Origin of the sequence: Pseudomonas sp. TR47 (assembly GCF_044143025.1) — a bacterium.
GTDB lineage: Bacteria > Pseudomonadota > Gammaproteobacteria > Pseudomonadales > Pseudomonadaceae > Aquipseudomonas > Aquipseudomonas putida_E.
This window is the reverse complement of record NZ_JBHFCS010000001.1, coordinates 411,229-435,638: the sequence shown is the minus strand read 5'-3', so window position 1 is coordinate 435,638 and position 24,410 is coordinate 411,229. Positions and strand designations below refer to the sequence as shown.

The following is a 24,410-nucleotide window of genomic DNA, read 5'->3' as shown; positions in this document are numbered from 1 at the left end:
GGGCAATCAGCCCAGGCACCGCGTCACATGCTTGACCGACAGGTAGCCCGACAACCCCCAAGGCCCGAGCTCCCGCCCGATCCCGCTACCCTTGGTGCCGCCCCAGGACGTTTCGACGAACACCGCTTGTACCGAGTTGATCCACACATGCCCGACTTCCAGCGCATCGGCCACCCGCTCGGCGCGCTCCAGGTCCGCTGAGCAAACGGTGGCGACAAGGCCGAAACGGCTGTCGTTGGCCTCGGTAATTGCCTGTGCTTCGGTCGAGAATCGACGCGCGCACAGCACCGGCCCGAAGATTTCTTCATTCCACAGGCGGCTGTCCACGGGGACGTCGGCATACAGCGTCGGGCTGACAAACCAGCCGTCGCGGTCCAGCGCCTTGCCACCGGCCAGGCACTGCAGGCCCTCTTCACGGGCGGTGGCAAAGTAGCTGGCAACCTTCAACCATTGCGCCTGGCTGGTCAGCGGGCCCATGTCCACTTCTTCAGTCAGTGGGTTACCGACGCGCAGCGTTTCCAGTGCCTGTTGCAGGCGTGGCAGCAGCGCATCGGCAATGCCATCGTGTACCAGCAAGCGCGAGGTGGCCGAGCACATTTGCCCGGCGTTCCAGGTGATACCGGCGACGATCCACTCCACTGCCTGGTCCACATCGCAATCATCGAACACCACGATCGCCGATTTGCCGCCCAACTCCAGGGTCACGGGCCGGCACTGTGCCGATGCGCTGCGCATCACCTGGCTGCCGACGCTGTTGCTGCCGGTGAACGACAGCTTGTCCAGGCCGCTATGGCTGCTCAGTGCCGCGCCGGTCTCGGCTTTGCCGTTGACAATGTTCAGCACGCCCGCAGGCAGGCCCAGGGTATCGGCGATCTGGCCGTAGGCCTGCTCGATCAGCGGGGTGACTTCCGAGGGCTTGAGCACCACGGTGCAGCCTGCCGCCAAGGCCGGGGCGAGCTTCCAGGCGCTGGTCACCAACGGGAAGTTCCACGGCACGATCAGGCCGACCACACCCACCGGCTCCAGCCGGGTGCGGGCGGTAAAACCCGGTGCGGCCAACGCCACTTCGCGATTCCTTTCCGGCAGTTGCTCGGCCAGGTCGGCGTAATAAGCGAAGGTGGCTATGGCATCGTCCAGGTCGATTTCGGCCTCATGGCGAGGCTTGCCGTTGTTGCGCATTTGCAGGCTGATCAGTGCTTCACGGCGTTGCCCAAGCTGCTCGGCAAAACCGCGCAGGTACGCCGCACGCTCGTTGGCGCTGACCTGCTTCCAAGTGGGCAGGGCATTGCGCGCCGCCGCCACGGCCTGGTCGACCTGGGCAACGCTGGCGGCCATCAGTTCGGCAAAAGGTTGGCCCAATGCAGGGTCATTGACGCTGATGCAGTCGCTGCCCTGGCCTTCGACCCAGCGGCCAGCGATGTAGTGGGAAGTGGTCATGGTCGTTATCCAGTCAGGCCATTTCGGCAGGTTTCAGCACCGGCGTGTGCGCGGTGCTTTTGCAACGCACCCAGCGCGGGCCGTTGGGGCCATACACGCCAGCAGGTTCAGGGAACAGGTTGAGCAGCAGCAGGTACAGCACACCAGCCATGCCCAGGGTTACCGGCAGGCTCACGTCGATGCCGCCAGCCAGGTCGCCCAGCGGGCCGACGAACTGCCCAGGCAGGTTGACGAAGCTCAGGCCTACCACCGCGCTGGGGATCCACGCGCCCATGCCGCGCCAGTTCCAGCCATGCAGGAACCAGTAGTGACCGCCGCGCTGGCCGCGGGTGAACACTTGCAGGTCGTCGGCGTGATAGAAGCCGCGGCGGGTGATCAAGCCGAGAATCATGATCACCATCCACGGGCTGGTGCAGGTAATGATCAGCACGGCGAAGGTCGAAACGCTCTGCACCAGGTTGAAGGTGAAGCGGCCGATGAAGATGAAGGCAATGGCCATTACCCCGATCAGCACGGTGGCGCCTGCGCGGCTGAGCAGCCGCGGGAACACGCTCGACATGTCCAGCCCGGTGCCGTAGAGCGCAGTGGTGCCGGTGGACATGCCACCGATCACCGCGATCAGGCACACCGGCAGGAAGAACCAGCTAGGCGAAATCGCCAGCAGGCCACCCACGTAATTGTTGGCGGCGATGTAGTCCGCGGCGTGGGTGGCCACCAGGGTGGCGGTGCACAGGCCGAACAGGAACGGGATCAGCGTGGCGGCCTGGGCGGCGATCACCGCCAGCATGATGCGCGCCTTGGGCGTTTGCCGCGGGATATAGCGCGACCAGTCGCCGAGGAAGGCGCCAAACGATACCGGGTTGCTCATGGCCAGAATCGCCGCGCCGACGAAGGCTGCCCAGAATCCGGCCTGGCCAAGGTTGACGCTCCCGGCGTAGCCCGCATCGAACGGGCCGGCAAAGGCGAAGATGCCCAGCAGGAACAGCAGGCTCGAGGCCCACACGGCAACCTTGTTGACCCACAGCATGAAGCGGAAGCCGAAGATGCACACCACCAGCACCAGGATGGCGAACAGGCCGTAGGCCAGGCCCAGGGTCAGGTCGGTTTCGGGCAGCCCGGCCAGGCGCTTGGCGCCGCCGACCAGGGCATCGCCGGAACTCCATACCGACAGCGAGAAGAACGCCACGGCGGTGAGCAGCGACAGGAACGAGCCGACGATGCGCCCATGCACGCCGAAGTGCGCGCCCGACGACACCGCGTTGTTGGTGCCGTTGAGCGCGCCGAACAAGCCCATGGGCGCAAGGATCAGCGCACCCACGCCGACGCCGAGCAGGATCGCCCAGACCCCGGCCTGGAACGACAGCCCGAACAGTACCGGGAAGCTGCCCAGCACGGCGGTGGCAAAGGTGTTGGCACCGCCGAAGATCAGGCGGAACAGGTCCAGCGGGGAGGCGTCGCGTTGATCGTCAGGGATCTGTTCGACGCCATTGGTCTCGATACCGGTCGAGTGGCTCATGGTGATGCTCCAGCGCGGTTGTTGTAGGCCGGCGCGGTGCGCGGGCCCTCTTGTGGGTGCGATGGCAGGGCGGCAGGGCCGCGTAAAGGTGAATCAGGCGACGGTGACGACCGACAGGTGCTCATGGCAGGCCAGCCAGCGTTCGCCGTGGCGGCGGAACACGATGGTTTCGCGCTCGGCCAGTTGGTGCTGCTCGCCGGCGATGCGGATGTGCGTGGCAACATCGTGCATGAAGATCGCCACATCACCTTGCAGGCTCACCTGCGCATTGCTCGAAACGCAGCCGAGCACGGCAAAACCCTCGGCCTGCCATTGGGCCCAGAGGTCTTCGTAGGCGCCGCGCGACAGCAGCGGTTGCGCCAGGGTGTGGAAAAGAAAGGTGGCGTCTTCGCTGAAGCAGGCGAAGTAGCGGGCGGTGTCGTTGCTGGCGAAGGCGGCTACAAGGTCGGCGGCGGCCTGGCGTACCTGAAGTGTCTGGTCCACGGGAGTGGCCTCACGGTTATTGTGATTGTGGTGAAGCGATTCTGGTGGGGGTTGGCGGGTGAACAAATCGCTGGGGGGAAATAATTAGTTCAGGAATTTGTGAAGTGAAGTGCGATGAACCAGGCGCTTAGCCTGACTCAGGAATCACTCCAGGAAGATTGGTCGCGAGGCAAGTCGCCTCTGGGGTCATTAACGATGATAGAACCATGCGCGGGGAGTTGATCGGTGTAGAGCACCAGATTCTTGCCGCCAGCATGCGCAACGGATTCAAAAATGATGCCCGCGCAATCAGCTTCCAGAACAAGATCCCCTATGAGCCAACTGGGCGGTTCGACACCCTCGTTGAAGCGAATCTTGCGCTAGTCACAGAAGAAGTCTTTCCAGATGGGTGGCCAGTCTGCTTGGTAGCCGCCGGTAAAGTCGATCACTCGGTCCAATGTCAGGGAGTAACTCACCAGCAATCCCGGCGGTAAAAACGAACTACCCTGCTGGAACTCGGCCACGGCAGTGGCCGGCTCCAGGGATAGGTAAAGCGCCTCAAGCCCTTTGCGATTGGCGCGGCCACCTTGGGTAGCCGCGCCGGTGCCGGATGTTGGTGTTATTGCCCATTTCGGTGTGTGCAGCCGGTAGCAGGGCAGGTTCTTCAACGCGATGATTTTCATCCTTGAGAACCGGCTTCCCACGACTGCAGGAAGGCGATCAACTGTTCAGTTCGGCCGTCGCTGACAACCTCTTCTGGCGTTCTGTAGTCGAATGTCGACAGCGGTTCGTTCTTGAACCAGAAAATGGCCTTGGTCATGTCCGTGCCCATGTCAGTTACAGCACGCAAGACCCGCACGGCATCACGTATGTACGCCTGGATCTTCTCCGACTCGGGGGCGTTGCGCACGGTGTTGCGATGGACATGGGCGCGGGTTGCGAATGTCTGCTGGTCCATCGAGAACACCTTCAGGAACCGCTCAGGGGAGAACATGACCCGATTGACTTCCCGAAGCGCTTCCATCAGCCCCTCGAAACTTGTGGGTTGAAGTTCCAATACTGCATTGCTGGCCATGATTGACCTCCTGAGGGGGTTCGCTTCTCACAAGCACAATTTTTGCACAATTTGAGCATAAATCAAGATCTTTGCACGCAGGCTGGGACCGCGCTGTCATCGGTTCTGCACCGCCGCCTTGGATCCGACTGGCGGTCTTACTCACCCCCCATCCTTGCCTACGCTGAAACTCCCACCCCAACGTTAGCAAGGAGATCGGTCATGGCCTTCCAATACAAGCGTCTGGACAAGAACAACGCCGCGGTTCTGCTGGTCGATCACCAGACCGGCCTGTTGTCGCTGGTCCGGGATATCGACCCCGACCGTTTCAAGAACAACGTGTTGGCGCTTGCCGACCTGGCCGAGTACTTCAAGCTGCCCACCATCCTCACCACCAGTTTCGAAACCGGCCCCAACGGGCCGCTGGTGCCCGAACTCAAGGAGCAATTCCCCGACGCCCCCTACATCGCCCGGCCGGGCAACATCAACGCCTGGGACAACGAAGATTTCGTCAAGGCGGTGAAGGCCACCGGCAAGAAGCAGTTGCTGATCGCCGGCGTGGTCACGGAAGTCTGTGTGGCCTTCCCGGCGTTGTCGGCGCTGGAGGAGGGCTTCGAGGTGTTCGTGGTCACCGATGCCTCCGGCACCTTCAATGAGCTGACCCGTGATTCGGCTTGGCGGCGGATGGAGGCAGCCGGGGCGCAACTGATGACCTGGTTCGGCGTGGCCTGCGAGCTGCACCGTGATTGGCGCAATGATGTTGAAGGCCTGGGCACGTTGTTCTCCAACCATATTCCCGATTACCGCAACCTGATGACCAGTTACAGCAAGTTGGCCAAGTAAAACGGCAGGGATCGACCATACTGACTGTTCATTCGCACCAAGGAGCGTGTCATGGCCAAGCCGTCCAGGAAGAAAGACTTGCAGGCGCCCGCCGAGAAGCTGGGCGGCAAGGCCTATGACAAACAGCTGAAAGACCTGCATGTGGAATTGGTGAAGCTGCAGGAATGGGTCGTGGCCAAGGGCCTGAAGGTGTGCATCGTATTCGAGGGCCGTGATGGTGCCGGCAAGGGCGGCACCATCAAGGCCATCACCGAGCGGGTCAGCCCACGGGTGTTCCGCGTGGTGGCGCTACCGGCGCCGACTGAACGGGAAAAGTCCCAGATGTATGCCCAGCGCTACCTCAACCACCTGCCGGCAGCGGGGGAGGTAGTGATCTTCGATCGCAGCTGGTACAACCGCGCAGGCGTTGAGCGGGTGATGGGCTTTTGCACCGACGAGCAGGCCGGCAAGTTCCTCGCGGTGGTGCCCTTGCTGGAGAAACTGAGGTCGAGTCGGGGATCATCCTCATCAAGTACTGGCTCGAAGTCAGTGCCCAGGAGCAGACCCGCCGCCTGCAGGACCGCATCAATGACGGCCGCAAGGTGTGGAAACTTTCTCCCATGGACCTCAAGTCCTACACCCGCTGGGACGAATACACCCTCGCCCGCGATGAAATGTTCGCTGCTTCCGATTCATCGTGGGCGCCGTGGTTCCTGGCCCATTCCGACGACAAACGCCGTGCTCGCCTGAACATCATCAGCCATCTGCTTTCGCGCATTCCCTACAAGGACGTCACTGGCGACAAGGTGGTGAAGCTGCCCAAACGCGGCAAGATCGGCAAGTACAAAGCGGTAGCCTATCCCTTCAAAGTGGTCGAAGAGCGTTTCTGATTCCCTCACTGCGCATGGTCGCAAGGGTACGAACCTATGCCACATGACGGCAGCCTGCTGCAGGCTACAGTGGTCTTCCTGCTGGCCGTGGTGCTTCTGGTGCCACTGGCGCAGCGTCTGAAGATGGGGGCGGTGCCTGGCTATCTTCTGGCCGGCATCCTGATCGGCCCTTCGGTATTGGGGCTGCTTGATAACCCAGGCAACGTGGCACGGATTTCAGAGATCGGTGTGGTCATGTTGCTGTTCGTGATTGGCCTGGAGCTATCACCACAGCGCTTGTGGACCATGCGTCGGGCGCTGTTCGGTGTCGGGGCGCTGCAGGTCGGGCTGACTGCCCTGGTGCTTGGCTTGCTGGCGTATGCAGTGTTCGGCCAATCGAAACCGGCGTCGATCGTTCTGGGGCTGGGCCTTGCCCTGTCGTCCACCGCGTTCGGCCTGCAGGTCCTGGCCGAACGCAAGGACCTGGGCAAACCGCACGGCCGCCTGGCCGTGGCCATCCTGCTGTTTCAGGACATCGCCGCCATACCGCTGATTGCCGTGGTGCCGTTGCTTGGCGGTGATGTCAGCACTGCCGATGAGCGCGCCTGGCCGCTACTGGCGGTGTCACTTGGCATTGGCCTGGTGATCGTCAGCGGCCGCTACCTGATGACACCGGTGTTCAAATGGACAGTCGGGTCGGGCCTGCCGGAGCTGTCGACCGCCACAGCCTTGCTGGTGGTGCTGGGCACGGCCTGGGTGATGGAGCACGTGGGCATATCCATGGCCCTGGGCGCCTTTCTTGCTGGTGTGCTGATGGCCGAGTCACCGTTTCGCCACGAACTGGAAGCCCAGATCGAGCCGCTCAAGGGCCTGTTGCTGGGGTTGTTTTTCGTCGGGGTGGGAATGAGCGCCGATTTGCGTCTGCTGATCGGCATGCCCCTGGCCGTGCTGGGGCTGACGTTGTTGTTGGTGGGCATCAAGTTGCCGCTGCTCTGGGGGTTGGGCCGGCTGGCGGGTGGGCTCACTCACCCGCAGGCGCTGTGCCTGGGGGTGGTGCTGGCATCGGGCGGCGAGTTTGCGTTCGTCGTATTCAAAATGGCGCTCGAACATCACGTTCTGACTCGACAGGTGCACGACCTGCTGGTGCTCGCGATCACCCTCTCGATGGCGGTGGTGCCGCTGGTGATGATGGCCCTGGCGCGACAGCTGCCTGAGCGCGATACCTCGCACCCTGCACCCAGAACGGACCACTGAATCGCGCCCGCCTGGCGCACTGAGCACGAGGAGATGAGTCATGCAGCCGAGTATCAAACTGGACAGCGCCCGGTCACGGGGCCTGCTCGATGTGCTCATCAAGGCAGGCCTGGTGGCTGCCCTGGTGCTTTTTGCCTTTCAGGTTTTCCAGCCATTTCTGGAGTTGATGCTGTGGTCGGTGATCCTGGCGGTGACGTTGTATCCGCTGTACCAACGCATCAAGCGTGGTTCAGGTTTCAAGGACGGCTATGCGGCGACACTGGTGGTGCTGCTGGTGCTGGTGGTGTTGCTGGTACCGATCTACCTGGTGGTGATGTCCATCGGTGAATCGGTGGACCATCTGGTGTCGCTGATCAGAAGCGACAGCTGGAGCGTGCCGGTGCCGCCCGACTCTGTGGCCAACTGGCCACTGATCGGGCCGAAAGTCCATGCGCTGTGGCTGTCAGCCTCCCAGAACCTGGCCGATGTGATTGCGCAATGGATGCCCCAGCTCAAGAGCGCCGGGCGTACGGCATTGGGTGCGGCGGCCAGTGCCGGCGGGGCCTTCCTGCTGTTCGTCGGCGCGATCATCATTTCCGGCGTGATCATGGCTTTTGGTGATCGTGGCGAAATCGCAGCACAGCGCATCGCTATGCGGATTTCTGGTCAAGAGCGGGGCAAGCCGCTTGCCACGTTGTGCACCGCGACCATTCGTGCAGTGGCGCAAGGGGTGATCGGCATCGCCTTCATCCAGATGCTGCTGATCGGTGTGGGCTTCGTGATCAAAGGCGTCCCAGGTGCCGGCATGCTGGCCATTCTCATCCTCATGCTGGGCATCGCTCAGGCCCCGGCGACGTTGATCACGTTGCCGGTGATCATCTACGTACTCAACGTCGAGGGCTTCACCGTGGTCACTATCGTGTTCGCTGTCTACACCTTCGTCGCCGGGCTTGCCGACAACGTGCTCAAACCCTTGTTGCTGGGCCGCGGGGTGGATGTGCCGATGCCGGTGGTGTTGATCGGTGCGCTGGGCGGCATGGTGGTCAAGGGCATCATCGGGCTGTTCCTCGGCCCGGTGATCCTCGCTGTGACCTACGTGCTGTTCTGGCAATGGGTGGCCTTGCAGGTGCCGGAGCAACCCGCGCCGCCGGCAGCCTGAGCCAAGGCCTGCCATGCCCAGGCGCTGCTGTAGGTTGAGCCTGCTGATGGTGCTGGCCGGTTGCACCCAGGTCGGCCCGGACTATGAGACGCCCCGGCACCCGTGGCTGGACAGCTGGAGCACGCCCTTGCTCGAGCAGGCCCAGCGCAGGGCTGAGCAGCCGGAGCTGCGCCAGTGGTGGGCAGTGTTTGCCGACCCGGCCTTGGACGCACTGATCGCCGAGGCCGACGCCAATAACACCAGCCTGCGCCTGGCCGGCCTGCGCGTCGCCGAGGCCAGGGCGCAGTTGGCCATCGTCCAGACCGGGCGTTATCCACAGTTGCAGCAACTGCGTGGGCAGAGCCTGTACCTCAAACAGGACCAGTCCGGCACCGACAGCGCCCGCGATTCGGTGTTCTGGCAGTCCAGCGTGGGTTTCGATATCGGGTGGGAGATCGACTTCTGGGGGCGTTTCAGCCGCGCCATCGAAAGCGCCGATGCCGCTTATTTCGCGTCCCAGGCCAATTACGCCGACGCCATGCTGCTGATGCGTGCGCAGGTGGCCGACACCTACTTTGCCCTGCGCACCGCCGAGGCGCGGCTGCAGATCGCAACGGAGAACGCCAGGCGCCAGGCGCGTAGCCTGGAAATTACCGAGCGGCTGTTCCGCCACGGCGAGAACGACGAGCTCGACTGGCAGCAGGCGCGTACCCAGTATCTGGCAACTCAGGCCACGATTCCCGAGTTCGAAAACCAGCTCAATGCCTTGCGCAATGTGCTCTGCGCATTGCTCGGCAGGCCGCCCGGGCCGTTGCCGCAGCTGGCTGCGCGGTACGGCCAGTTACCACTGCCGGACCGGGCTGTGTTGCAGGACGTGCCCGCCAGCCTGCTGCAGCGGCGCCCCGACATTCGTGCCGCCGAGCAAGCCGTGGCGGCGCAGTCGGCACTCGTCGGGGTGGCCACCGCGGATCTTTATCCACAGCTGAGCCTGCTGGGCAGCATCGGCTGGACTTTCGTATCGGCCAATCAACTGCCCAACACCTTCGACCTGGCTGCCGGGCCAAGCCTGCTATGGAGCCCCTTCGACTACGGCCGCCGCAAGAATGCCGTGCGTGTCGAGGATGCGCGCCTGCAGCAGTTGATCGAGCTGTACCAGCAAGGGGTGCGTGAAGCTGCGCGTGAGGCCGATGACGCCGCCAGTGGCCTGGTGCGTTCGCTGCAGAGCGCCAGCATTCGCCAGGAGGCCTCGCAGGCCGCCCAGCGCTCGCTGAGCCTGGCCAGCGCCCAGTACCAGGAAGGTTTTGCCGATTTCCAGCGCGTGCTCGATGCCCAGCAACTGCTGTTGCAGCAGCAGGACGGCTACCTGGTCAGCCGGGGCAACGCAGTGAGCAGCCTGGTGACGCTGTACAAAGCGCTGGGCGGTGGTTGGGACAACCAGCGCAAGCCCGTTGACCCGGCCACCCGCCAGCAGATGGAAAACCGTACCGATTGGGGTGACCTGCTGGACGAGCCGGCCCCCGCCGACCCTGAACAAGGTGAGCCCTGATGAGTGACGCCGTGGACACGCCCCCTGACCGCGCCATGCACTGGGTGTTGGTGCTGATCATCGTGAGCCTGGTCTGGTACCTGCTTGCCGACCGGTTCACGCCTTACACCCAGCAGGCTCGTCTGCAAGCCTATGTGGTGCCCGTGGCCGCTGAAGTTGCCGGGCAGGTCAAGCGCGTGGCGGTGGGCAACAACCAGCAAGTGCGCCAGGGTGATGTGCTGTTCGAGCTGGATCAGGAGCAGTACCGCATTGCCTTGACCCGCGCCCAGGCAGATCTGGATACGGTACGCCGGCAGATCGGCGCCAATACCGCCGGCATTGACTCGGCCAAGGCCGCCTTGGTGGCGGCCCAGGCCAACGAGCGCAAGGCCCGCCAGGATGCCGAGCGGCTCAAACGGCTGATCGAAGAAGACCCAGGTACAGTGTCTGTCCGTCGCCTTGAAGGGGCGCAGGCGACCCGCGACCAGGCCATCAGCCAGGTGGCGGCAGCCCGTGCGGAAGTCGAACGGGCGCGGGAGCAGCAAGGCGGGGTGGAGGCGGACAACGCGCAATTGCGCAGTGCGGCGGCCAATGTCGAAAAGGCCCGCCTGGACCTGGCCCGCACCGTGGTGCGCGCCGATGCCAATGGGCTGATCACTGACCTGCGCACTGACGTGGGCCACTATGTTCCCGCCGGCAGTGCGATGATGACCCTGATCGCCATCCACGACGTGTGGATAAGCGCCGACATGACCGAGAACAACCTCGGTCGTCTGCGCCCTGGTACACCGGTGCTGGTGGTGCTGGACGCCATGCCCGGTAAGGTATTGCAAGGGCATATCCGCAGCATCGGCTATGGCGTGAGTGTGGGGCAGGGTACGCCGCCGGGCGCCTTGCCGACCGTACAGAACAGCCGCGAATGGCTACGCTCGGCGCAGCGCTTCCCGGTGATCGTCGAGCTCGACCGAGACCAACTTGCAGACAGGTCCGGGCTGCGTGTGGGCGGTCAGGCCGAAGTCATGGCCCTGCCCGGCGAAGGTAACCCTTTGAACCTTCTGGGGCGTGTGTTCATGTGGCTGATGAGCTGGCTGTCCTATGCCTATTGAGCTGCGACGCCTGCGCGCGCTGCGCCTGGCCTTGGGCGTGGCGCTATGCCTGGTGGCGAGTTTTGGCCTGGGCCTGCCGGTGCCCATACTTGCGCCGGTGTTCGCAGTGCTGTTGTTGGCCATGCGCAGCGAGCCGTTGCCGATCAAGGCCGCACCGATGTTGGCGATACTGGTGTTGCTCAGCTGTGGTAGCGGCCTTTTGCTGATACCCCTGTTGCGCCATGCGCCGGTGAGTGGCGTGTTGCTGGTCGGCGTGGGGGTATTTCTGGTGTTGCGCTATGCACTCAAGGGTGGCAACGGCCTGCTGGCCAACCTGTTGGTGGTTGGCCTGACCATGATCGCGGCTGCCGGTACCAGCGATTTCACCCTGGCGCTCGTGGTGGTCGAGGCGATGGCCAAGGGCATGCTGCTGGCGGTGCTGGGGACGGCGTTGGCCCATGTGCTGGTTCCAGAACCTGCGCACGCGCCTGCGCAACCTGCGCCGCCATTGCCCGATCGCGCCGATGTCGGCTGGATAGCCTTGCGTGCCACGCTGATCGTCATGCCGGCGTTCCTGCTGGCGCTGATCGCGCCCGACGCGTTCATGCCGCTTATCATGAAGGCGGTGAGCCTTGGGCAGCAGGCTGGCGAGACCCGGGCCCGGCATGCCAGCCGTGAGCTGATAGGCTCGACGGTGCTGGCGGGGGTGTTGGCGATGCTCATGTGGGCGGCATTGAGCGTGTTCGTGCACGTGTGGATGTTTTTCCTGTGGGTGCTGCTGTTCACGCTGTGGCAGGGGCGCAGGCTCTACCGCGTGGTAAGCACGCGGCACAGCCCGGCGTACTGGGTGAGTTGCCTGACCACGCTGCTTATCCTGCTGGGGCAGTCAGTGCAGGACAGTGCAGCCGGCCAGGACGTCTACCGGGCGTTTGCGGTGCGCATGGCGTTGTTTCTGGCCGTGTCGCTGTATGCCAGTGCCCTGCTGATATGGCTTGACCGGCGTCGGCTCAGCGCCGTTTAGCGGCTCATGGCTTCCAGTCCACCCCGGTGTCCTGCAGATAAGCATCCACCGCAGCACCGACAGTGGGGTGAAACGCCGTCTCGCCCATGTGCTGGAACAGTTCGAACCGTTTCATCTTGTCTTTCACCGGGTCCTTCATCTCGGCGAACTGCAACTCGACTCCCCGGGCCTCCAGCGCCCGGTCGAGTTCGGCCAGCATGTCCGCCGAAGTGATATCGATGCTGGTCACCGGTTCCGCTGCGATCACCAACCGCTGCACGGGGGTAGGCGACTCATCCACCGCCGCCAGCACCGTGGCCTGAAACTGCTCGGCATTGGCGAAGAACAGCGGCGCATCCCAGCGCAGCAGTACCAGCCCCGGTACTCTGCGAGCCTGTGGATAACGCTGCACGTCATGATAGCCGCGGGTGCCGTCCACCCGCCCGAGCACCGCATGATGCGGTCGCCAGCCATCCCACAGGAACTCGATCACCGAAATCGCCACGGCAATGCAGATGCCGGGGATGGCGCCGAACACCGCAACCCCCACGAAGCAGGTGAACGACAGCCAGAACTCCCATTGCTGCATGCGAAAGATGCGCTTGAGGTCGGCAAACTCGAACAGCCCCAGTGCCGCCGCGATCACCACTGCGGCCAGTGCGCTGTTGGGCAGGTGTTGCAGGAGGTTGGGCGCGACCAACAACAGGATTGTCACAGCCACCGCACCGATGATGCCGGTAAGCTGGGTCTTTGAGCCGGCCGCCTCGGCCACCGGAGTACGCGACGAGCTGCTGCTGATCGGGATGCCCTGGAACAGCCCGGAGGCCAGGTTGGCCACGCCTAGGCCGAACATTTCCTGGTTCGGGTTGACCGGTGTTTTCAGGCGCGCCGCGTAGGTGCGTGACAGCACGCTGGTATCGGCGAACGACACCAGCGCCACGGCGATACCACCCAGCAGTACCTCGACCAGGTCGATGTCGGTTACCCAGGGAAAGACGAAGCTGGGCAAGCCCTGGGGTAGTTCACCGAGTACTTTCACGCCCATCTGGTCGAGGTCTAACAGGCTTACCGCCAGGGTGGCGAGCACCACGGCGATGAGGATGCCCGGTAGGCGCTTGTAGGGCTTGAGCAGCAGAATCAACGCCAGGCTGGCGCCGCCGACTGCAAAGCTGGGCCAGTGCCCCTGGCCGGCGATCAAGGTCTTCGCCAAGTACCACAAGTCGCGCAGGGGCCCCTGGCTGTCGATCGATAGGCCGAACAGCTTGGGCAACTGGCTGATCAGCACGGTGAGCGCGATGCCGTTCATGTAGCCATAGCGGATAGGCTTGGACAACAACTCGGTGATGAAGCCCAGGCGCAGCAGGCCGGCGATCACGCAGAAGGCGCCGGCCACCAGGGCCATCAGGCTGGCGACGGCAATGGCTCGCTGTGGGTCGCTGGCGGCGTACTGCACCACCACGGCGAGGATCGGCGCGGCCAGCGCCGAGTCCGGGCCGAGCACCAGGATTCGGCTGGGGCCGAACAAGGCGTAGGCCAGCAATGGAATGATGGTCGCATACAAGCCGTAGATGCCCGGCACACCGGAGGCTTCGGCATAGGCGATGCCCACGGGCACCAGCATGGTGGTGAGCACCAGCCCGGCAGCGATGTCCTTGGGCAGCCAGGCGAGCTGGTAGTGCATCAGGGTGGCCAGCCCAGGAAGCCAGCGTTGCCAGTCGAAGCTGGGGCGGGGCGGTGTTTCATGCATGGTGGTGGCTCCTGGGCGGAGGTCGCATGAAAGTGCTTTTAGTGGGCTGGCCCGAATGGGCGCCACTGCGCAGCCCCCAGATGTAAGCCAATTACCAACTTGAAACCGAATGCTTCAATTCAAGATAGCTTGGGAATTGTCCTGCGCAGGCCCCATCAATGCAGACATCCGCCCAGGCGTATCAGCAAAGCCCTGTGAACATCCCAAAAAAAACCCTTGAGCCGCGAGGCTCAAGGGTTTTTTACTCGGCTTGTATCAAGCCCGTGCTTACAACTCAGACGTTGAAGCGGAAGTGCATGACATCGCCGTCTTTGACAATGTAGTCCTTGCCTTCCAGGCGCCACTTACCGGCTTCCTTGGCACCGCCTTCACCCTTGAACTGGATGAAGTCGTCATAGGCCACCACTTCAGCGCGGATGAAGCCTTTTTCGAAGTCGGTGTGGATCACACCCGCTGCCTGAGGCGCGGTGGCGCCGATGCGGACGGTCCAGGCACGCACTTCCTGCACGCCGGCAGTGAAGTAGGTCTGCAGGTTGAGCAGCTCGTAACCGGCGCGGATCACGCGATTCAGGCCAGGCTCTTCCAGGCCCAGGGCCTCGAGGAACATGTCCTTCTCTTCACCGTCGTCCAGTTCGGCGATCTCGGCTTCGATCTTGTTGCACACCGGCACCACGACAGCGCCTTCTTCTTCGGCGATGGCCTTGACCACGTCCAGGTGCGGGTTGTTGTCGAAGCCGTCTTCAGCCACGTTGGCGATGTACATCACCGGCTTGCTGGTCAGCAGGTGGAAGCCACGGATGACGGCTTTCTCGTCGTCGGCCATGTTCTTCATCAGGCTGCGTGCCGGCTTGCCTTCGGTGAAGTGCGGGATCAGCTTTTCCAGGATTGCCTTTTGCGCCAGGGCTTCCTTGTCGCCGCCCTTGGCGTTGCGGGTGACCTTCTGCAGTTGCTTCTCGCAGCTGTCCAGGTCAGCGAAGATCAGCTCCAGGTCGATGATCTCGATGTCGCGCTTGGGATCGACGCTGTTGGAAACGTGGATCACGTTTTCGTCTTCGAAGCAGCGCACCACGTGGGCGATGGCGTCGGTCTCGCGGATGTTGGCGAGGAACTTGTTGCCCAGGCCTTCACCTTTGGAGGCACCGGCCACCAGGCCGGCGATGTCGACGAACTCCATGGTGGTCGGCAGGATGCGATTAGGCTTGACGATTTCCGCCAGCGCAGCCAGGCGCGCGTCTGGCATCGGCACGATACCGCTGTTCGGCTCGATGGTGCAGAAAGGGAAGTTCTCCGCCGCGATGCCAGACTTGGTCAGGGCGTTGAACAGGGTGGACTTGCCGACGTTGGGCAGGCCGACGATGCCGCAATTGAAACCCATGGGTATTCCCCTCTCTAGGAAATCAGGCCTTCTGGCTGTGCAGCTCGCGCATTGCCTTGGCGAAGTCGCCGGCAAGCACGTCCGGCAGCACGCCGAGGGCAAAATCGATGCTGGCGTCGAGCTTCTCCTGCTCGGCGCGCGGCGCGCGGCCCAGGACGAAGTTGGAGACCAGTTTGGCGTCACCCGGGTGGCCGATGCCAAGCCGCAGGCGGTGGAAGTCGTTCTGGTTGCCGAGCTGCGCGATGATGTCGCGCAGGCCGTTGTGCCCACCATGGCCACCGCCGCGCTTGAGCTTGGCGACGCCTGGAGGCAGGTCGAGTTCGTCATGCGCCACCAGGATCGCTTCCGGCTTGATGCGGAAGAAATTGGCCAAAGCCGCCACGGACTGGCCGCTACGGTTCATGTAGGTGGTGGGGATGAGCAGACGAACGTCGTTGCCCTGATGGCTGAATTTAGCCGTCAGGCCGAAATACTTGCGGTCAGCGGTCAAGGAGACGCGCTGGGCGCTGGCAATGCGTTCAACGAAAAGAGCCCCTGCGTTATGCCGGGTCTGTTCGTATTCGGGGCCGGGGTTACCCAGGCCGACGATCAACTGGATGGCGGTCACGTAGGGGCTCTTCCTTGGAGTTGGTGGGTTACGGTGCGCGGCACTGTAACCCGATCAACACCGGCGCGCGAGTGGATTACTCAGCGGCGCCTTCTTCAGCTTCTGGAGCAACGCGTGGCGCGTGAACGTTGGCAACAGCTTTGTCATCACCGTGGGCCAGAGCGACGAACTCTACGCCTTTCGGAGCTTTCAGGTCCGACAGGTGGATGATGGTGCCGATTTCAGCGTTGCCCAGGTCGACTTCGATGAACTCAGGCAGGTCTTTGGCTTCGCAGGAAACTTCGATCTGCGATTCAACGTGCGAGATCTCGCCGCCTTTCTTGACCGGGGCTTCTTCGTTGATGAAGTGCACTGGAACAACAGCGGTCAGCTTCTGGCCAGCAACGACGCGAACGAAGTCGGCGTGCATGATGAAGCCTTTGGCCGGGTGGCGCTGCATGGCCTTGACTACGACGTTCTGCTTGGCGCCGTCGACGTTCAGCTCGATAACGTGGCTGAAGGCAGCTTCGTTTTCGAACAGTTTGGCGATTTCCTTGGCCACGATGGTCAGGGATTGAGCTTCTTTATCGCCACCGTATACAACGGCCGGGATGTTCAGCGAGTGACGCAGGCGGCGGCTCGCACCTTTCCCCAGGTCACTACGCACTTGGGCGTTCAGAGTGAAATCAGTCATTTTGTTTCTCCAAAATAGCCCCCCGAGGGCGTTTGCGACCAGCGCCAACGGGGATGGCAAAAAAGCCCCGCCCCAACACATGCTGGGGCGGGGCGCTTCATATCAACACGTATTCCGCTTAGCGGAACATCGCACTGATCGATTCTTCATTGCTGATGCGGCGCACCGCTTCAGCGACTACCGGTGCGATATCCAGCTGGCGGATACGGTCACAGGCTTGAGCAGCGGCGGACAGCGGAACGGTGTTGGTCACCACCAGCTCGTCCAGTACCGACTTCTCGATGTTCTCGATCGCACGGCCCGAGAGGACAGGGTGCGTGCAGTAGGCATAAACCTTGGCCGCGCCGTGTTCTTTCAGTGCCTTGGCCGCATGGCACAGGGTGCCGGCGGTATCGACCATGTCGTCTACCAGGATGCAAGTGCGCCCTTCGACGTCGCCGATGATGTGCATCACTTCGGAGTGGTTGGCCTTTTCACGGCGTTTGTCGATGATACCCAGGTCGACACCCAGGGACTTGGCGACGGCACGTGCGCGCACGACACCACCGATGTCCGGGGAGACGATCATCAGGTTCTCGAAACGCTGGTCTTCGATATCGTCGACCAGTACGGGCGAACCGTAGATGTTGTCGACCGGGATATCGAAGAAACCCTGGATCTGGTCAGCGTGCAGGTCGACGGTGAGAACACGGTCGATACCCACGACAGTGAGCATGTCAGCGACGACTTTGGCGCTGATGGCTACACGTGCCGAACGCGGACGGCGGTCCTGGCGGGCGTATCCGAAGTAAGGAATCACGGCGGTGATTCGGGATGCTGAGGAGCGGCGGAAGGCGTCGGCCATCACTACCAGTTCCATCAGGTTATCGTTGGTCGGGGCACAGGTCGGCTGAATAATGAAGACGTCTTTACCGCGGACATTTTCATTGATCTCAGTGCTGATCTCACCGTCGGAGAATTTACCGACAGAGACGTCACCGAGAGGGATATGCAGCTGACGTACGACACGCCGAGCCAGATCGGGGTTAGCGTTCCCCGTAAAGACCATCATCTTGGACACGCGCAGTACCTGGAGGCTGAGGGTATACCTGGATGAGTATAAGGAAAATGGCAGGGGCGGCTGGATTCGAACCAACGCATGGCAGGATCAAAACCTGCTGCCTTACCGCTTGGCGACGCCCCTGTATCTGTTGCTGCGAGCGCTAGGCACTCGACTTCTTGACCAGACTTTGCAGCTTACGATGCAACATCGAAACATTGCTTCCTTTCGCCACAAACCCTGTTTGGGTCGCTGAAAGAAGGGCCAGAACTTTATCAGCTTCGGCTTTGCTTGGGAAGGCCCCAAACACACAACTTCCAGTGCCGGTTAATCGAGCTTTAGTGAATTTACCCAGTGAATTCAACGCGTTGCGAACTTCCGGGTAACTCTGCTCTACCACCGGTTGGCAGTCATTTCGACTGTTTCCCTCGGGAACGGGGCGCATCTTAAGGGGGAGGGAATCACGTGTCAACTGTGGATGTGAAAAAATTTCTACTGTGCTGACAGACACTTGCGGCACCAGCACGACGTACCAGGGTTCGGCCGGGTCGACCGGGGTCAATTGCTCACCCACTCCTTGGGCGAATGCTGCATGGCCACGCACGAACACCGGCACGTCGGCACCCAGTGTCAGGCCCAGGGCAGCCAGGCGATCTTTGTCCCAATCCAGTTGCCACAAGTGCGTCAGCGCCAGCAGTGTGGTCGCTGCATCCGAACTGCCGCCGCCGATGCCGCCGCCCATGGGCAGCACCTTGGTCAGCCATATATCGGCGCCAAGGCCGGTGCCGGACTGTTCCTGCAGCTTGCGCGCGGCGCGCACGATCAGGTTGCTGTCGTGGGGCACCGCTTCGATCTCGGTGTGCAGGCGGATCGCGCCGTCTTCACGCAGGGCGAAAGTCAGCTCGTCGCCGTGATCGAGGAACTGGAAGACGGTTTCCAGTTCGTGGTAACCGTCCGGGCGGCGGCCGATGATGTGCAGCCACAGGTTGAGCTTGGCCGGGGCGGGCAGGGTGAGCCTGTGCATCGGTCAGCGCCCCAGCTGGCGTGGCTGCCAGTCCTTGACCACCAGGGTCACGTCGAGGTCCTTGCCGTGCAGCTTCAGGCGCTCGGGCAGCCAGTAACCGTTCTGTTCGGTGTAGCTCAGGTACTGCACCTGCCAGCCGTCCTGGTCCAGGCTGGCCAAGCGGCTGTCGCCATCGAGGGTCAGCTTGCTCTTGCTGTCGGGGGCGGGCAGGCCACGCACCCACCAGACCAGGTGCGACACCGGCAATTGCCAGCCCAGCTGTTCTTCCAGCAACGCTTCGGGGCTGGCGGCTTCGTAGCGGCCCTGATTGGCCACTTCCAGTACCACGCCGCCGGGGCGGCCGGTCAGGCGTGCTGCGCCTCGGCCCAGCGGGCCGGCCAGACGGATGTCGTAATAGTCCTGGCGCTGCAACCAGAACAGCGTGCCACTGCCGGAGTCGCGCGGGGCGCGGATGCCGACCTTGCCGTTGATCTGCCAGCCGTCAAGGCTGCTCAGTTGCTCTTTATGGGCGCGCCACTGCTGTGGGTCGCCGTGGCCCTGCAGGGCCTCCCGGCTACCGAAGCCGGCACAGCCGGCCAGCAGGGCGATCAGGGTAAAGGTGATGCAATGGCGCAAAAACATGGCGTTAAAGGGTCTCGGATCCGGTCAGGCGCAAGACGGTCTTGCGCAGGATAGGGCTGTCGGGCTGGGCCTCGAAGGCCTTGGCCCAGACCTGGCGAGCTTCACGGCGCTTGCCGTTGGCCCACAGAACCTCGCCCAGGTGAGCAGCCACTTCATGGTCGGGGAAGCGCTCCAGGGCCTGGCGCAGGTAACGCTCGGCCTCTTCGAGGTTGCCCAGGCGATAGGCGACCCAGCCCATGCTGTCGAGGATTGCCGGGTCGTCCGGGGTCAGCTGATAGGCCTTTTCGATCAGGGCCTTGGCTTCAGCGTAACGGGTCGTGCGGTCAGCCAAGGTATAGCCCAGGGCGTTCAGCGCCATGGCGTTTTCCGGTTCGCGGGCGATGATGGCGCGCAGGTCTTTTTCCATCTGCGGCAGGTCGTCACGCTTTTCGGCCAGCATGGCGCGGGTGTAAAGCAGGTTGAGGTCGTCCGGGTAGCGCTGAATGGCCTGCTGCAGCACCTGGTTGGCCTGGGCGTCCTTGTTGTTGTTGCTGTAGCTTTCAGACTCGATCAGGTACAGCTGGATGGCGAGTTCCGGCTGCGCCTCGCGCGCCTCGGCGAGCTGGCGTGACGCTTCGGTGCCGCGACCATTGGCGATGAGGATGTCGGACTGACGCAATTGTGCAGGCAGGTAGTCGGGGCCCGGGCCGACCAGTGCGTATTCGCGCAGGGCGCCGGCCGGGTCGTGGCGTTCTTCGGCGATGCGGCCCAGGTTCAGGTGGGCGGCGTCGACGTTGCTGTCGCGCTCGATCAGCTCACGCAGGTAGCTCTCGGCTTCGTCCCAGTCCTTGTTCTCCAGGCACACCAGCGCCAGCGAGTAACGTAGCTCGTCGTCGTCGGGGTATTGCTGGACCAGGCTGATGAACTCGGCCTTGGCATCGGCGATGCGGTCCTGTTCGACCAGGGTGCGCGCATAGGTCAGGCGCAGGCGCTTGTCTTCCGGGTTGTCGCGGATCGCCCCGCGCAGCAGCGGCAGGGCTTCCGGGCCGCGGTCCAGGGCCTGGAGCAGGCGGGCACGAAGCAGGGTCGGGGCTATCTCGCCATTTTGTGCCGGGTGTGATTCAAGCAGTTCGAGGGCTTCTTCGGCCTTGCCGTCCTGGTTCAGCAGCAGGGCCTTGCCGAACACGAGCTGGCTGTTGTCGGGGTACTTGACCAGCAGGCGGTCGAAACTCTGCATCAGGCCGTCGCGGGTGCTCTGGTCGGTCTCTGCGGCCGACAGGGCGAGGAAGTCGAAGTGCGTGTCGCCCTGGCCCTGCAGCACCTTCTCCATATAGGTCATGGAGTCGTCATAGCGGCCTGCGCGGGCCAGCTGGATGGCCGCGGCGCGCTGGGCGTCGAGGTTCTGCGGGTCGTTGCGGGCCCAGATCAAAGCGCTGTCCAGGGCCGGCTCGTCGGCGCCGAGGTACTCGGCGATGCGGTAGGCACGCTCGGACACGCCCGGGTCCTGGGTTTTCTCGGCCTGGTCGGTGTAGTTGGCCAGGGCGATATCAAACCGGTTGCGCTGGCCGGCCAGCTCGGCCACCAGCAGGCTGTAGAGCGTGTCCTGCTTGAACGACCCATACACCACGGGCTTCTCGGCCTCGGCCTTGCCGGCTTCGGCAACGGGAGGCTCGGCCTTTTGCGGGGCCAGGCTCTGGCAGCCCTGGAGCAGGGCGAAGGCAAGCAGCAGTGCGTAGGGTCTGTTCATATAAAGAGGCTTAGAAGGACTTACCGGCGGTCGGAGCATGATGACACAAGCGCGGATGCAAACCCACCTGCGAAGGTCGTGGTTTACAGCGTGGTGGTGATAGGTGGGACAGCGGGGCAGGGCAGAGGTTCGGTGCAGTGTTTCGTGACAATTTTCCTCCGCCGTTGGCCGTTTTACAGGGTTGGAAAGAGGAAGTCAGAAAGCATAAGTGCTATGAGTAGCGTGAAGTGCAGGGTCAAAAGGCTAACTAGTATACGCCGTTTTTGTGGCGGTAATTTTTTTGATTTCCTCTGCTCGGCCCACCTCTCTCTATATGAATAGTCTGGGGATTACCGAGGTAACTGAAATCGGGCCTGTACGCATCAGCTTGCCTGGTAAGCCGGCATGCTTGTAGGTGGTTTTATTGTCTGAAATGTATTTGCAGTTTGGCAGGTGCGACTCAAGGATCCCAGTGTATCTGTAAGCGACGTAACACCGAATGATGAATGTAGTTGCCATAAGAGCAAGGATGAAAACACTATCGTGGCGGGCTCAGTCGCGTTCATCTCAGGCGCTCGTGAAGGATGTGTGATTAGCGTTATTGATATGTGGCAGGAATGAAAGGGCTGCTACTCCCGTTTTCACGGTGCTCATTTTGGTTTTCGTAGCTCTTCAGGAAATGCACAGGTGAGCAGCCCGTATCAACTGTCGGTAGCCGCGAGAGGGCGCCATCTTTACAAAGTTGTATAATTTTCTGCAGCATAAAGACATGCGCCAAATGCTAGTAATGCCAGGGCCAGTGCCAGGCAGATAATGACTAGTCTGGTAAGTGGTTTCTTGATGTGATCGGGTAGTTGACTTACTTCGTGGATGTCTATCAATCCTCTGCGTGCGTACGCTTTGGGGAAAATAAGCATGAAGGATATTGCCCCGAACCTTGCAGCTTTGCCAGGCAGGCCAAGCCCGGCGTATAATTTTATGTTGTCGTTAATTAGCTTGGAGTTAGGTAAAAGCGATTCGATATGTTCAATCATTCGATGTGATAAATATAATGTCAACGACATGCTCACGAAAATCGCCGTGATAATGATGGCGAACGCTACGCCGAGAATTTGGTCAGAGGTGGTCACTTCATCACCCGCTCATATAATAGGTCTGCCAGCATAGCTCCTCCCTTGCTTCCGATTTCGCCGCCTACCATGCCTCCGAAAGCTCCACCCGCTACACCGCAAGTAAGGGCTCCGGGACCACCCGTAGCAATGCCCGATACTATGCCGCAAGCCGCCACGCCAACAATGTTACCTGCATAATTGGTTAGTGACTGTCAATGCATGAGGTGAGGCCTTGGGATATGGCTAGCAATGAACAGGAAAGTATAAGGTAGTACCAGAAGAATAAAATCACTCGTTTGGTTTTTTGCGGGATGTTGCGAATGTCATTGGCGTCTGCCAGATTGCGCCGCAAGTAAAAGTTGGGGGTTGATAGCATGCCGGCGATCATGCAAAGTCTCATGGTTTTGCCAAGCATACCTGCGGAGGCAAAGAGCGAGCGGTTTCCTTGTACAAGTCTGCAATTTGTAAGTTGGGATTCCAATGTTTCGATCTGCCGGTAGGCAATGTAGGTAAGTGCGGTTACACTAATTAATAGTGAGGTCACTATGATGAGTGAAGCTGCCATTGATAATATGTTTGTCATTTGTTCAGAGCCTCGTAAACAAGCTCTCCAAGGTTTTTGCCCTCGGCCTTGCCGTACTCGCCCCCCAGTACTCCCCCTGCGGCGCCTCCAATAATTACGCATGCAAGTGATCCAGCCCCGCCGCTTGGAACACCAAAGGCGAGGCATATTTGCCCGAGAGCGTACCCGCCAAGGATCGCTCCGCCAGCGGTACCGCTAAGACCTCCCGCTAATGAAGCGCCCTCGATGTATTTTGCTTTTCTGCAGGCCTCCTCACGTCCTAATGTGCATGCCCTCTGAATCTCTAATCCAGTAGCTGCAACCTCAAGTGCTATGCCTATATACGTGCCCTTTTTGATCAGCTTGGCAGCCTTGCCTACCCCGGCAACCTTATCTGCATATCCTGCAATCTCCCCCGTATGCAGGTAGCTCTTCGTGGAAATCGCCAGCGTCCTTTTGATCGACCCTTTATTGCGCAGGCCAGCACCGAAGGCCGTCATTTTGCTCAGTTGCTCATCAAGTTTCATGAAGAGCGTCGACCGCCTCGCATAAAATTGGTCACGGGCCTTGAGGGTGCCGGAACTGAGATATTCCTTGTGCAGTTTTTCAATTTCAAGCAACGTCTCCTGTATGGCTTTCAATTGTCTGCTCCAACCATCACTCGCCACCCCAGCGCCCGTTGCGGCATGAGTGAGTAAGCTTTTAAGTAGCTCGAAATTCTCCAGAAAAAACTCATCAGCACCCTGGCCGCTGCGTGCCAGGCCGATATGTATGACGTGGGCCTTCGACATCAGGAAGGCCTCATGGCTGGTACAAGTAGGCGTAGACCAATCGCCCACGATAACCAGTTCGCCACTTTTCACCACGGTGTTATAAATATGCGAATTCAACACATCGAACTTGCTGGCCGAATGCCCACTGAGCGCAAGGCCTGCTTTGATCGTGTGGTAGTTCTGCATCTTGGGGTTGATAAACGCACGTGCTTCAGACATGGCAGTGACCTCACGCGTGTTTCTTGTTACCGATCCGGTCCCATCCGCCAGCGATGTTACCGCCGCCAGAGCCGTCGATGCGTTTCTGCTGGGTGTAGGTGGTCTTGATTCTGCCGTAGTCGAGCTGGACCACTTCTATTGGAATGCCATCGTCTGCGCTCTGCGTATAGTCGGCGATGATCACTTCTTCAAGGATGATTTCGTAATATTTGAGCTTGTCGCCGCCGGCTCGGCACAGTGCCAGTCTGACTTCTTTCAAGTGCTGGCCAGCGCAACTGGCCTCCATCAGTTTGCAGCTGGCGCTGTCGAGAAATTTGGTGAAGGTGAAGTTGCTGACGGCGGTGCGGCCAGAGGTGGCGCCGCCTGCGGAGCTGGCCGTGGCTGAAGTGGTTTGGCTGACACCGAAGTTGTAGCCGGTGACTTCAATCCATTTATTGTACTTTTCATCCAGTGCTTCGCCGGGATGTCGTCGATTTTCAAATAGGCGTCAAAAGCCATGCTTACCTCTCCTTGGCAGTCATTGGGTGTTAAGGTTTTATCCGCAGGCGGGAGCTTGGCCCGGTCAGTGAGGGGCTAGGCTAGGCTTCGAATTGAGAGGGGGCAATACCTAAGGATGTGTTTCAGAAACGGACTACAGGTTTGTGGAATAACCGCTTTGAATGTATCGAAAGTTGTCATTTCGCTCCTTATCTTGTTAGGAGATATACCCTAACCCGGCACCGACTTTGTGGGAGCCAGCTTGCCGGCGCTCACCGGCGAAGCCGGTGCCATGATCGTGGGGGTTGCATCGCCGGCAAGCCGGCTCCCAGAGG

20 protein-coding genes, 1 tRNA gene and 3 pseudogenes are annotated in these 24,410 nt (G+C 61.4%); 7 read left to right on the top strand and 17 right to left on the bottom strand.

All coding sequences use genetic code 11. From position 1 onward, the window contains the following. Nucleotides 1–6: 6 nt before the first annotated feature. From ACEWE8_RS02015 to ACEWE8_RS01995, 5 genes and pseudogenes are all read right to left on the bottom strand, one after another. The gene (locus ACEWE8_RS02015) at nt 7–1,437 is read right to left on the bottom strand and encodes an aldehyde dehydrogenase family protein (protein ID WP_046784578.1); all 1,431 of its coding nucleotides are present in this window, start codon (nt 1,435–1,437) and stop codon (nt 7–9) included. A gap of 13 nt (nt 1,438–1,450) precedes the next feature. Further along, nucleotides 1,451–2,953, bottom strand: coding sequence for a cytosine permease (locus ACEWE8_RS02010; protein WP_367903838.1), 1,503 nt, complete (start codon nt 2,951–2,953; stop codon nt 1,451–1,453). A gap of 93 nt (nt 2,954–3,046) precedes the next feature. Next, complete coding sequence (locus tag ACEWE8_RS02005; RefSeq protein ID WP_039601730.1) at nt 3,047–3,436, bottom strand: nuclear transport factor 2 family protein; 390 nt, start codon at nt 3,434–3,436, stop codon at nt 3,047–3,049. 137 nt (nt 3,437–3,573) lie between these two features. Then, nucleotides 3,574–4,098 (bottom strand): annotated as a pseudogene (locus ACEWE8_RS02000) (RES family NAD+ phosphorylase). Next, nucleotides 4,095–4,490: a hypothetical protein gene (locus ACEWE8_RS01995; protein WP_046784575.1), complete on the bottom strand. Its 396-nt coding sequence runs from the start codon at nt 4,488–4,490 to the stop codon at nt 4,095–4,097. Before ACEWE8_RS01995 ends, ACEWE8_RS02000 begins: the two are co-directional and overlap by 4 nt. Nucleotides 4,491–4,691: 201 nt before the next feature. Here ACEWE8_RS01995 and ycaC point away from each other — a divergent pair, with 201 nt between their 5' ends. From ycaC to ACEWE8_RS01960, 7 genes and pseudogenes are all read left to right on the top strand, one after another. Then, nucleotides 4,692–5,312 carry an isochorismate family cysteine hydrolase YcaC gene (gene ycaC, locus ACEWE8_RS01990; RefSeq protein ID WP_046784574.1) on the top strand — a complete coding sequence of 207 codons (621 nt, stop codon included), beginning with the start codon at nt 4,692–4,694 and terminating at the stop codon, nt 5,310–5,312. Between the two features lie 51 nt (nt 5,313–5,363). After that, nucleotides 5,364–6,181 (top strand): annotated as a pseudogene (gene ppk2 / locus ACEWE8_RS01985) (polyphosphate kinase 2). 36 nt (nt 6,182–6,217) lie between these two features. After that, the gene (locus ACEWE8_RS01980) at nt 6,218–7,414 is read left to right on the top strand and encodes a monovalent cation:proton antiporter-2 (CPA2) family protein (protein ID WP_046784573.1); all 1,197 of its coding nucleotides are present in this window, start codon (nt 6,218–6,220) and stop codon (nt 7,412–7,414) included. Between the two features lie 40 nt (nt 7,415–7,454). Continuing rightward, nucleotides 7,455–8,552, top strand: coding sequence for an AI-2E family transporter (locus ACEWE8_RS01975; RefSeq protein WP_046784572.1), 1,098 nt, complete (start codon nt 7,455–7,457; stop codon nt 8,550–8,552). A gap of 13 nt (nt 8,553–8,565) precedes the next feature. Continuing rightward, entirely contained in the window at nt 8,566–10,077 is a 1,512-nt protein-coding gene (locus ACEWE8_RS01970) for an efflux transporter outer membrane subunit (RefSeq protein ID WP_046784571.1), read from the top strand. Next, nucleotides 10,077–11,162, top strand: a complete 1,086-nt coding sequence (locus ACEWE8_RS01965; protein ID WP_046784570.1) for an HlyD family secretion protein — start codon at nt 10,077–10,079, stop codon at nt 11,160–11,162. The genes ACEWE8_RS01970 and ACEWE8_RS01965 overlap by 1 nt, the downstream gene beginning before the upstream one ends. Beyond that, entirely contained in the window at nt 11,152–12,162 is a 1,011-nt protein-coding gene (locus ACEWE8_RS01960; protein WP_046784569.1) for a DUF2955 domain-containing protein, read from the top strand. The genes ACEWE8_RS01965 and ACEWE8_RS01960 overlap by 11 nt, the downstream gene beginning before the upstream one ends. Nucleotides 12,163–12,166: 4 nt before the next feature. Here ACEWE8_RS01960 and ACEWE8_RS01955 read toward each other — a convergent pair whose 3' ends face one another. The 12 genes and pseudogenes from ACEWE8_RS01955 to ACEWE8_RS01900 form a co-directional block, all read right to left on the bottom strand. Next, nucleotides 12,167–13,888: a SulP family inorganic anion transporter gene (locus ACEWE8_RS01955; protein WP_046784568.1), complete on the bottom strand. Its 1,722-nt coding sequence runs from the start codon at nt 13,886–13,888 to the stop codon at nt 12,167–12,169. Between the two features lie 274 nt (nt 13,889–14,162). Beyond that, nucleotides 14,163–15,263 (bottom strand): redox-regulated ATPase YchF, encoded by a 1,101-nt coding sequence (ychF, locus tag ACEWE8_RS01950; protein ID WP_046784567.1) that lies wholly within the window; start codon nt 15,261–15,263, stop codon nt 14,163–14,165. Nucleotides 15,264–15,285: 22 nt separating this feature from the next. Further along, the gene (pth, locus tag ACEWE8_RS01945; RefSeq protein WP_008099045.1) at nt 15,286–15,870 is read right to left on the bottom strand and encodes an aminoacyl-tRNA hydrolase; all 585 of its coding nucleotides are present in this window, start codon (nt 15,868–15,870) and stop codon (nt 15,286–15,288) included. 76 nt (nt 15,871–15,946) lie between these two features. After that, complete coding sequence (locus tag ACEWE8_RS01940; RefSeq protein WP_012316267.1) at nt 15,947–16,543, bottom strand: 50S ribosomal protein L25/general stress protein Ctc; 597 nt, start codon at nt 16,541–16,543, stop codon at nt 15,947–15,949. A 118-nt stretch (nt 16,544–16,661) separates the two neighbouring features. Beyond that, nucleotides 16,662–17,603: a ribose-phosphate pyrophosphokinase gene (locus ACEWE8_RS01935; RefSeq protein WP_003247410.1), complete on the bottom strand. Its 942-nt coding sequence runs from the start codon at nt 17,601–17,603 to the stop codon at nt 16,662–16,664. Between the two features lie 48 nt (nt 17,604–17,651). Then, nucleotides 17,652–17,726: transfer RNA gene (locus ACEWE8_RS01930), tRNA-Gln, on the bottom strand. 19 nt (nt 17,727–17,745) lie between these two features. Next, nucleotides 17,746–18,606, bottom strand: coding sequence for a 4-(cytidine 5'-diphospho)-2-C-methyl-D-erythritol kinase (gene ispE, locus ACEWE8_RS01925; RefSeq protein ID WP_046784566.1), 861 nt, complete (start codon nt 18,604–18,606; stop codon nt 17,746–17,748). A 3-nt stretch (nt 18,607–18,609) separates the two neighbouring features. After that, nucleotides 18,610–19,227, bottom strand: a complete 618-nt coding sequence (lolB, locus tag ACEWE8_RS01920; protein ID WP_046784565.1) for a lipoprotein insertase outer membrane protein LolB — start codon at nt 19,225–19,227, stop codon at nt 18,610–18,612. A gap of 4 nt (nt 19,228–19,231) precedes the next feature. Continuing rightward, a complete protein-coding gene (locus tag ACEWE8_RS01915) occupies nt 19,232–20,953 on the bottom strand; it encodes a tetratricopeptide repeat protein (protein WP_046784564.1) in 1,722 nt (573 codons plus the stop codon). Nucleotides 20,954–21,666: 713 nt separating this feature from the next. Continuing rightward, nucleotides 21,667–22,062, bottom strand: a complete 396-nt coding sequence (locus ACEWE8_RS01910) for a hypothetical protein (RefSeq protein ID WP_052750391.1) — start codon at nt 22,060–22,062, stop codon at nt 21,667–21,669. Nucleotides 22,063–22,623: 561 nt separating this feature from the next. Next, complete coding sequence (locus ACEWE8_RS01905) at nt 22,624–23,598, bottom strand: hypothetical protein (RefSeq protein WP_046784562.1); 975 nt, start codon at nt 23,596–23,598, stop codon at nt 22,624–22,626. A 10-nt stretch (nt 23,599–23,608) separates the two neighbouring features. Beyond that, nucleotides 23,609–24,096: pseudogene (locus ACEWE8_RS01900) on the bottom strand (Hcp family type VI secretion system effector). Between the last annotated feature and the right edge of the window lie 314 nt (nt 24,097–24,410).

Excerpts from the sequence above, each read along its gene's own strand:
- ACEWE8_RS02015 (WP_046784578.1), bottom strand. The coding sequence starts at position 1,437 with ATGACCACTTCCCACTACATCGCTGGCCGCTGGGTCGAAGGCCAGGGC.
- ACEWE8_RS02010 (WP_367903838.1), bottom strand. The coding sequence starts at position 2,953 with ATGAGCCACTCGACCGGTATCGAGACCAATGGCGTCGAACAGATCCCT.
- ACEWE8_RS01995 (WP_046784575.1), bottom strand. The coding sequence starts at position 4,490 with ATGGCCAGCAATGCAGTATTGGAACTTCAACCCACAAGTTTCGAGGGG.
- ycaC (WP_046784574.1), top strand. The coding sequence starts at position 4,692 with ATGGCCTTCCAATACAAGCGTCTGGACAAGAACAACGCCGCGGTTCTG.
- ACEWE8_RS01980 (WP_046784573.1), top strand. The coding sequence starts at position 6,218 with ATGCCACATGACGGCAGCCTGCTGCAGGCTACAGTGGTCTTCCTGCTG.
- ACEWE8_RS01975 (WP_046784572.1), top strand. The coding sequence starts at position 7,455 with ATGCAGCCGAGTATCAAACTGGACAGCGCCCGGTCACGGGGCCTGCTC.
- ACEWE8_RS01970 (WP_046784571.1), top strand. The coding sequence starts at position 8,566 with ATGCCCAGGCGCTGCTGTAGGTTGAGCCTGCTGATGGTGCTGGCCGGT.
- ACEWE8_RS01965 (WP_046784570.1), top strand. The coding sequence starts at position 10,077 with ATGAGTGACGCCGTGGACACGCCCCCTGACCGCGCCATGCACTGGGTG.
- ACEWE8_RS01960 (WP_046784569.1), top strand. The coding sequence starts at position 11,152 with ATGCCTATTGAGCTGCGACGCCTGCGCGCGCTGCGCCTGGCCTTGGGC.
- ACEWE8_RS01955 (WP_046784568.1), bottom strand. The coding sequence starts at position 13,888 with ATGCATGAAACACCGCCCCGCCCCAGCTTCGACTGGCAACGCTGGCTT.
- ychF (WP_046784567.1), bottom strand. The coding sequence starts at position 15,263 with ATGGGTTTCAATTGCGGCATCGTCGGCCTGCCCAACGTCGGCAAGTCC.
- ACEWE8_RS01940 (WP_012316267.1), bottom strand. The coding sequence starts at position 16,543 with ATGACTGATTTCACTCTGAACGCCCAAGTGCGTAGTGACCTGGGGAAA.
- ispE (WP_046784566.1), bottom strand. The coding sequence starts at position 18,606 with ATGCACAGGCTCACCCTGCCCGCCCCGGCCAAGCTCAACCTGTGGCTG.
- lolB (WP_046784565.1), bottom strand. The coding sequence starts at position 19,227 with ATGTTTTTGCGCCATTGCATCACCTTTACCCTGATCGCCCTGCTGGCC.
- ACEWE8_RS01915 (WP_046784564.1), bottom strand. The coding sequence starts at position 20,953 with ATGAACAGACCCTACGCACTGCTGCTTGCCTTCGCCCTGCTCCAGGGC.
- ACEWE8_RS01905 (WP_046784562.1), bottom strand. The coding sequence starts at position 23,598 with ATGTCTGAAGCACGTGCGTTTATCAACCCCAAGATGCAGAACTACCAC.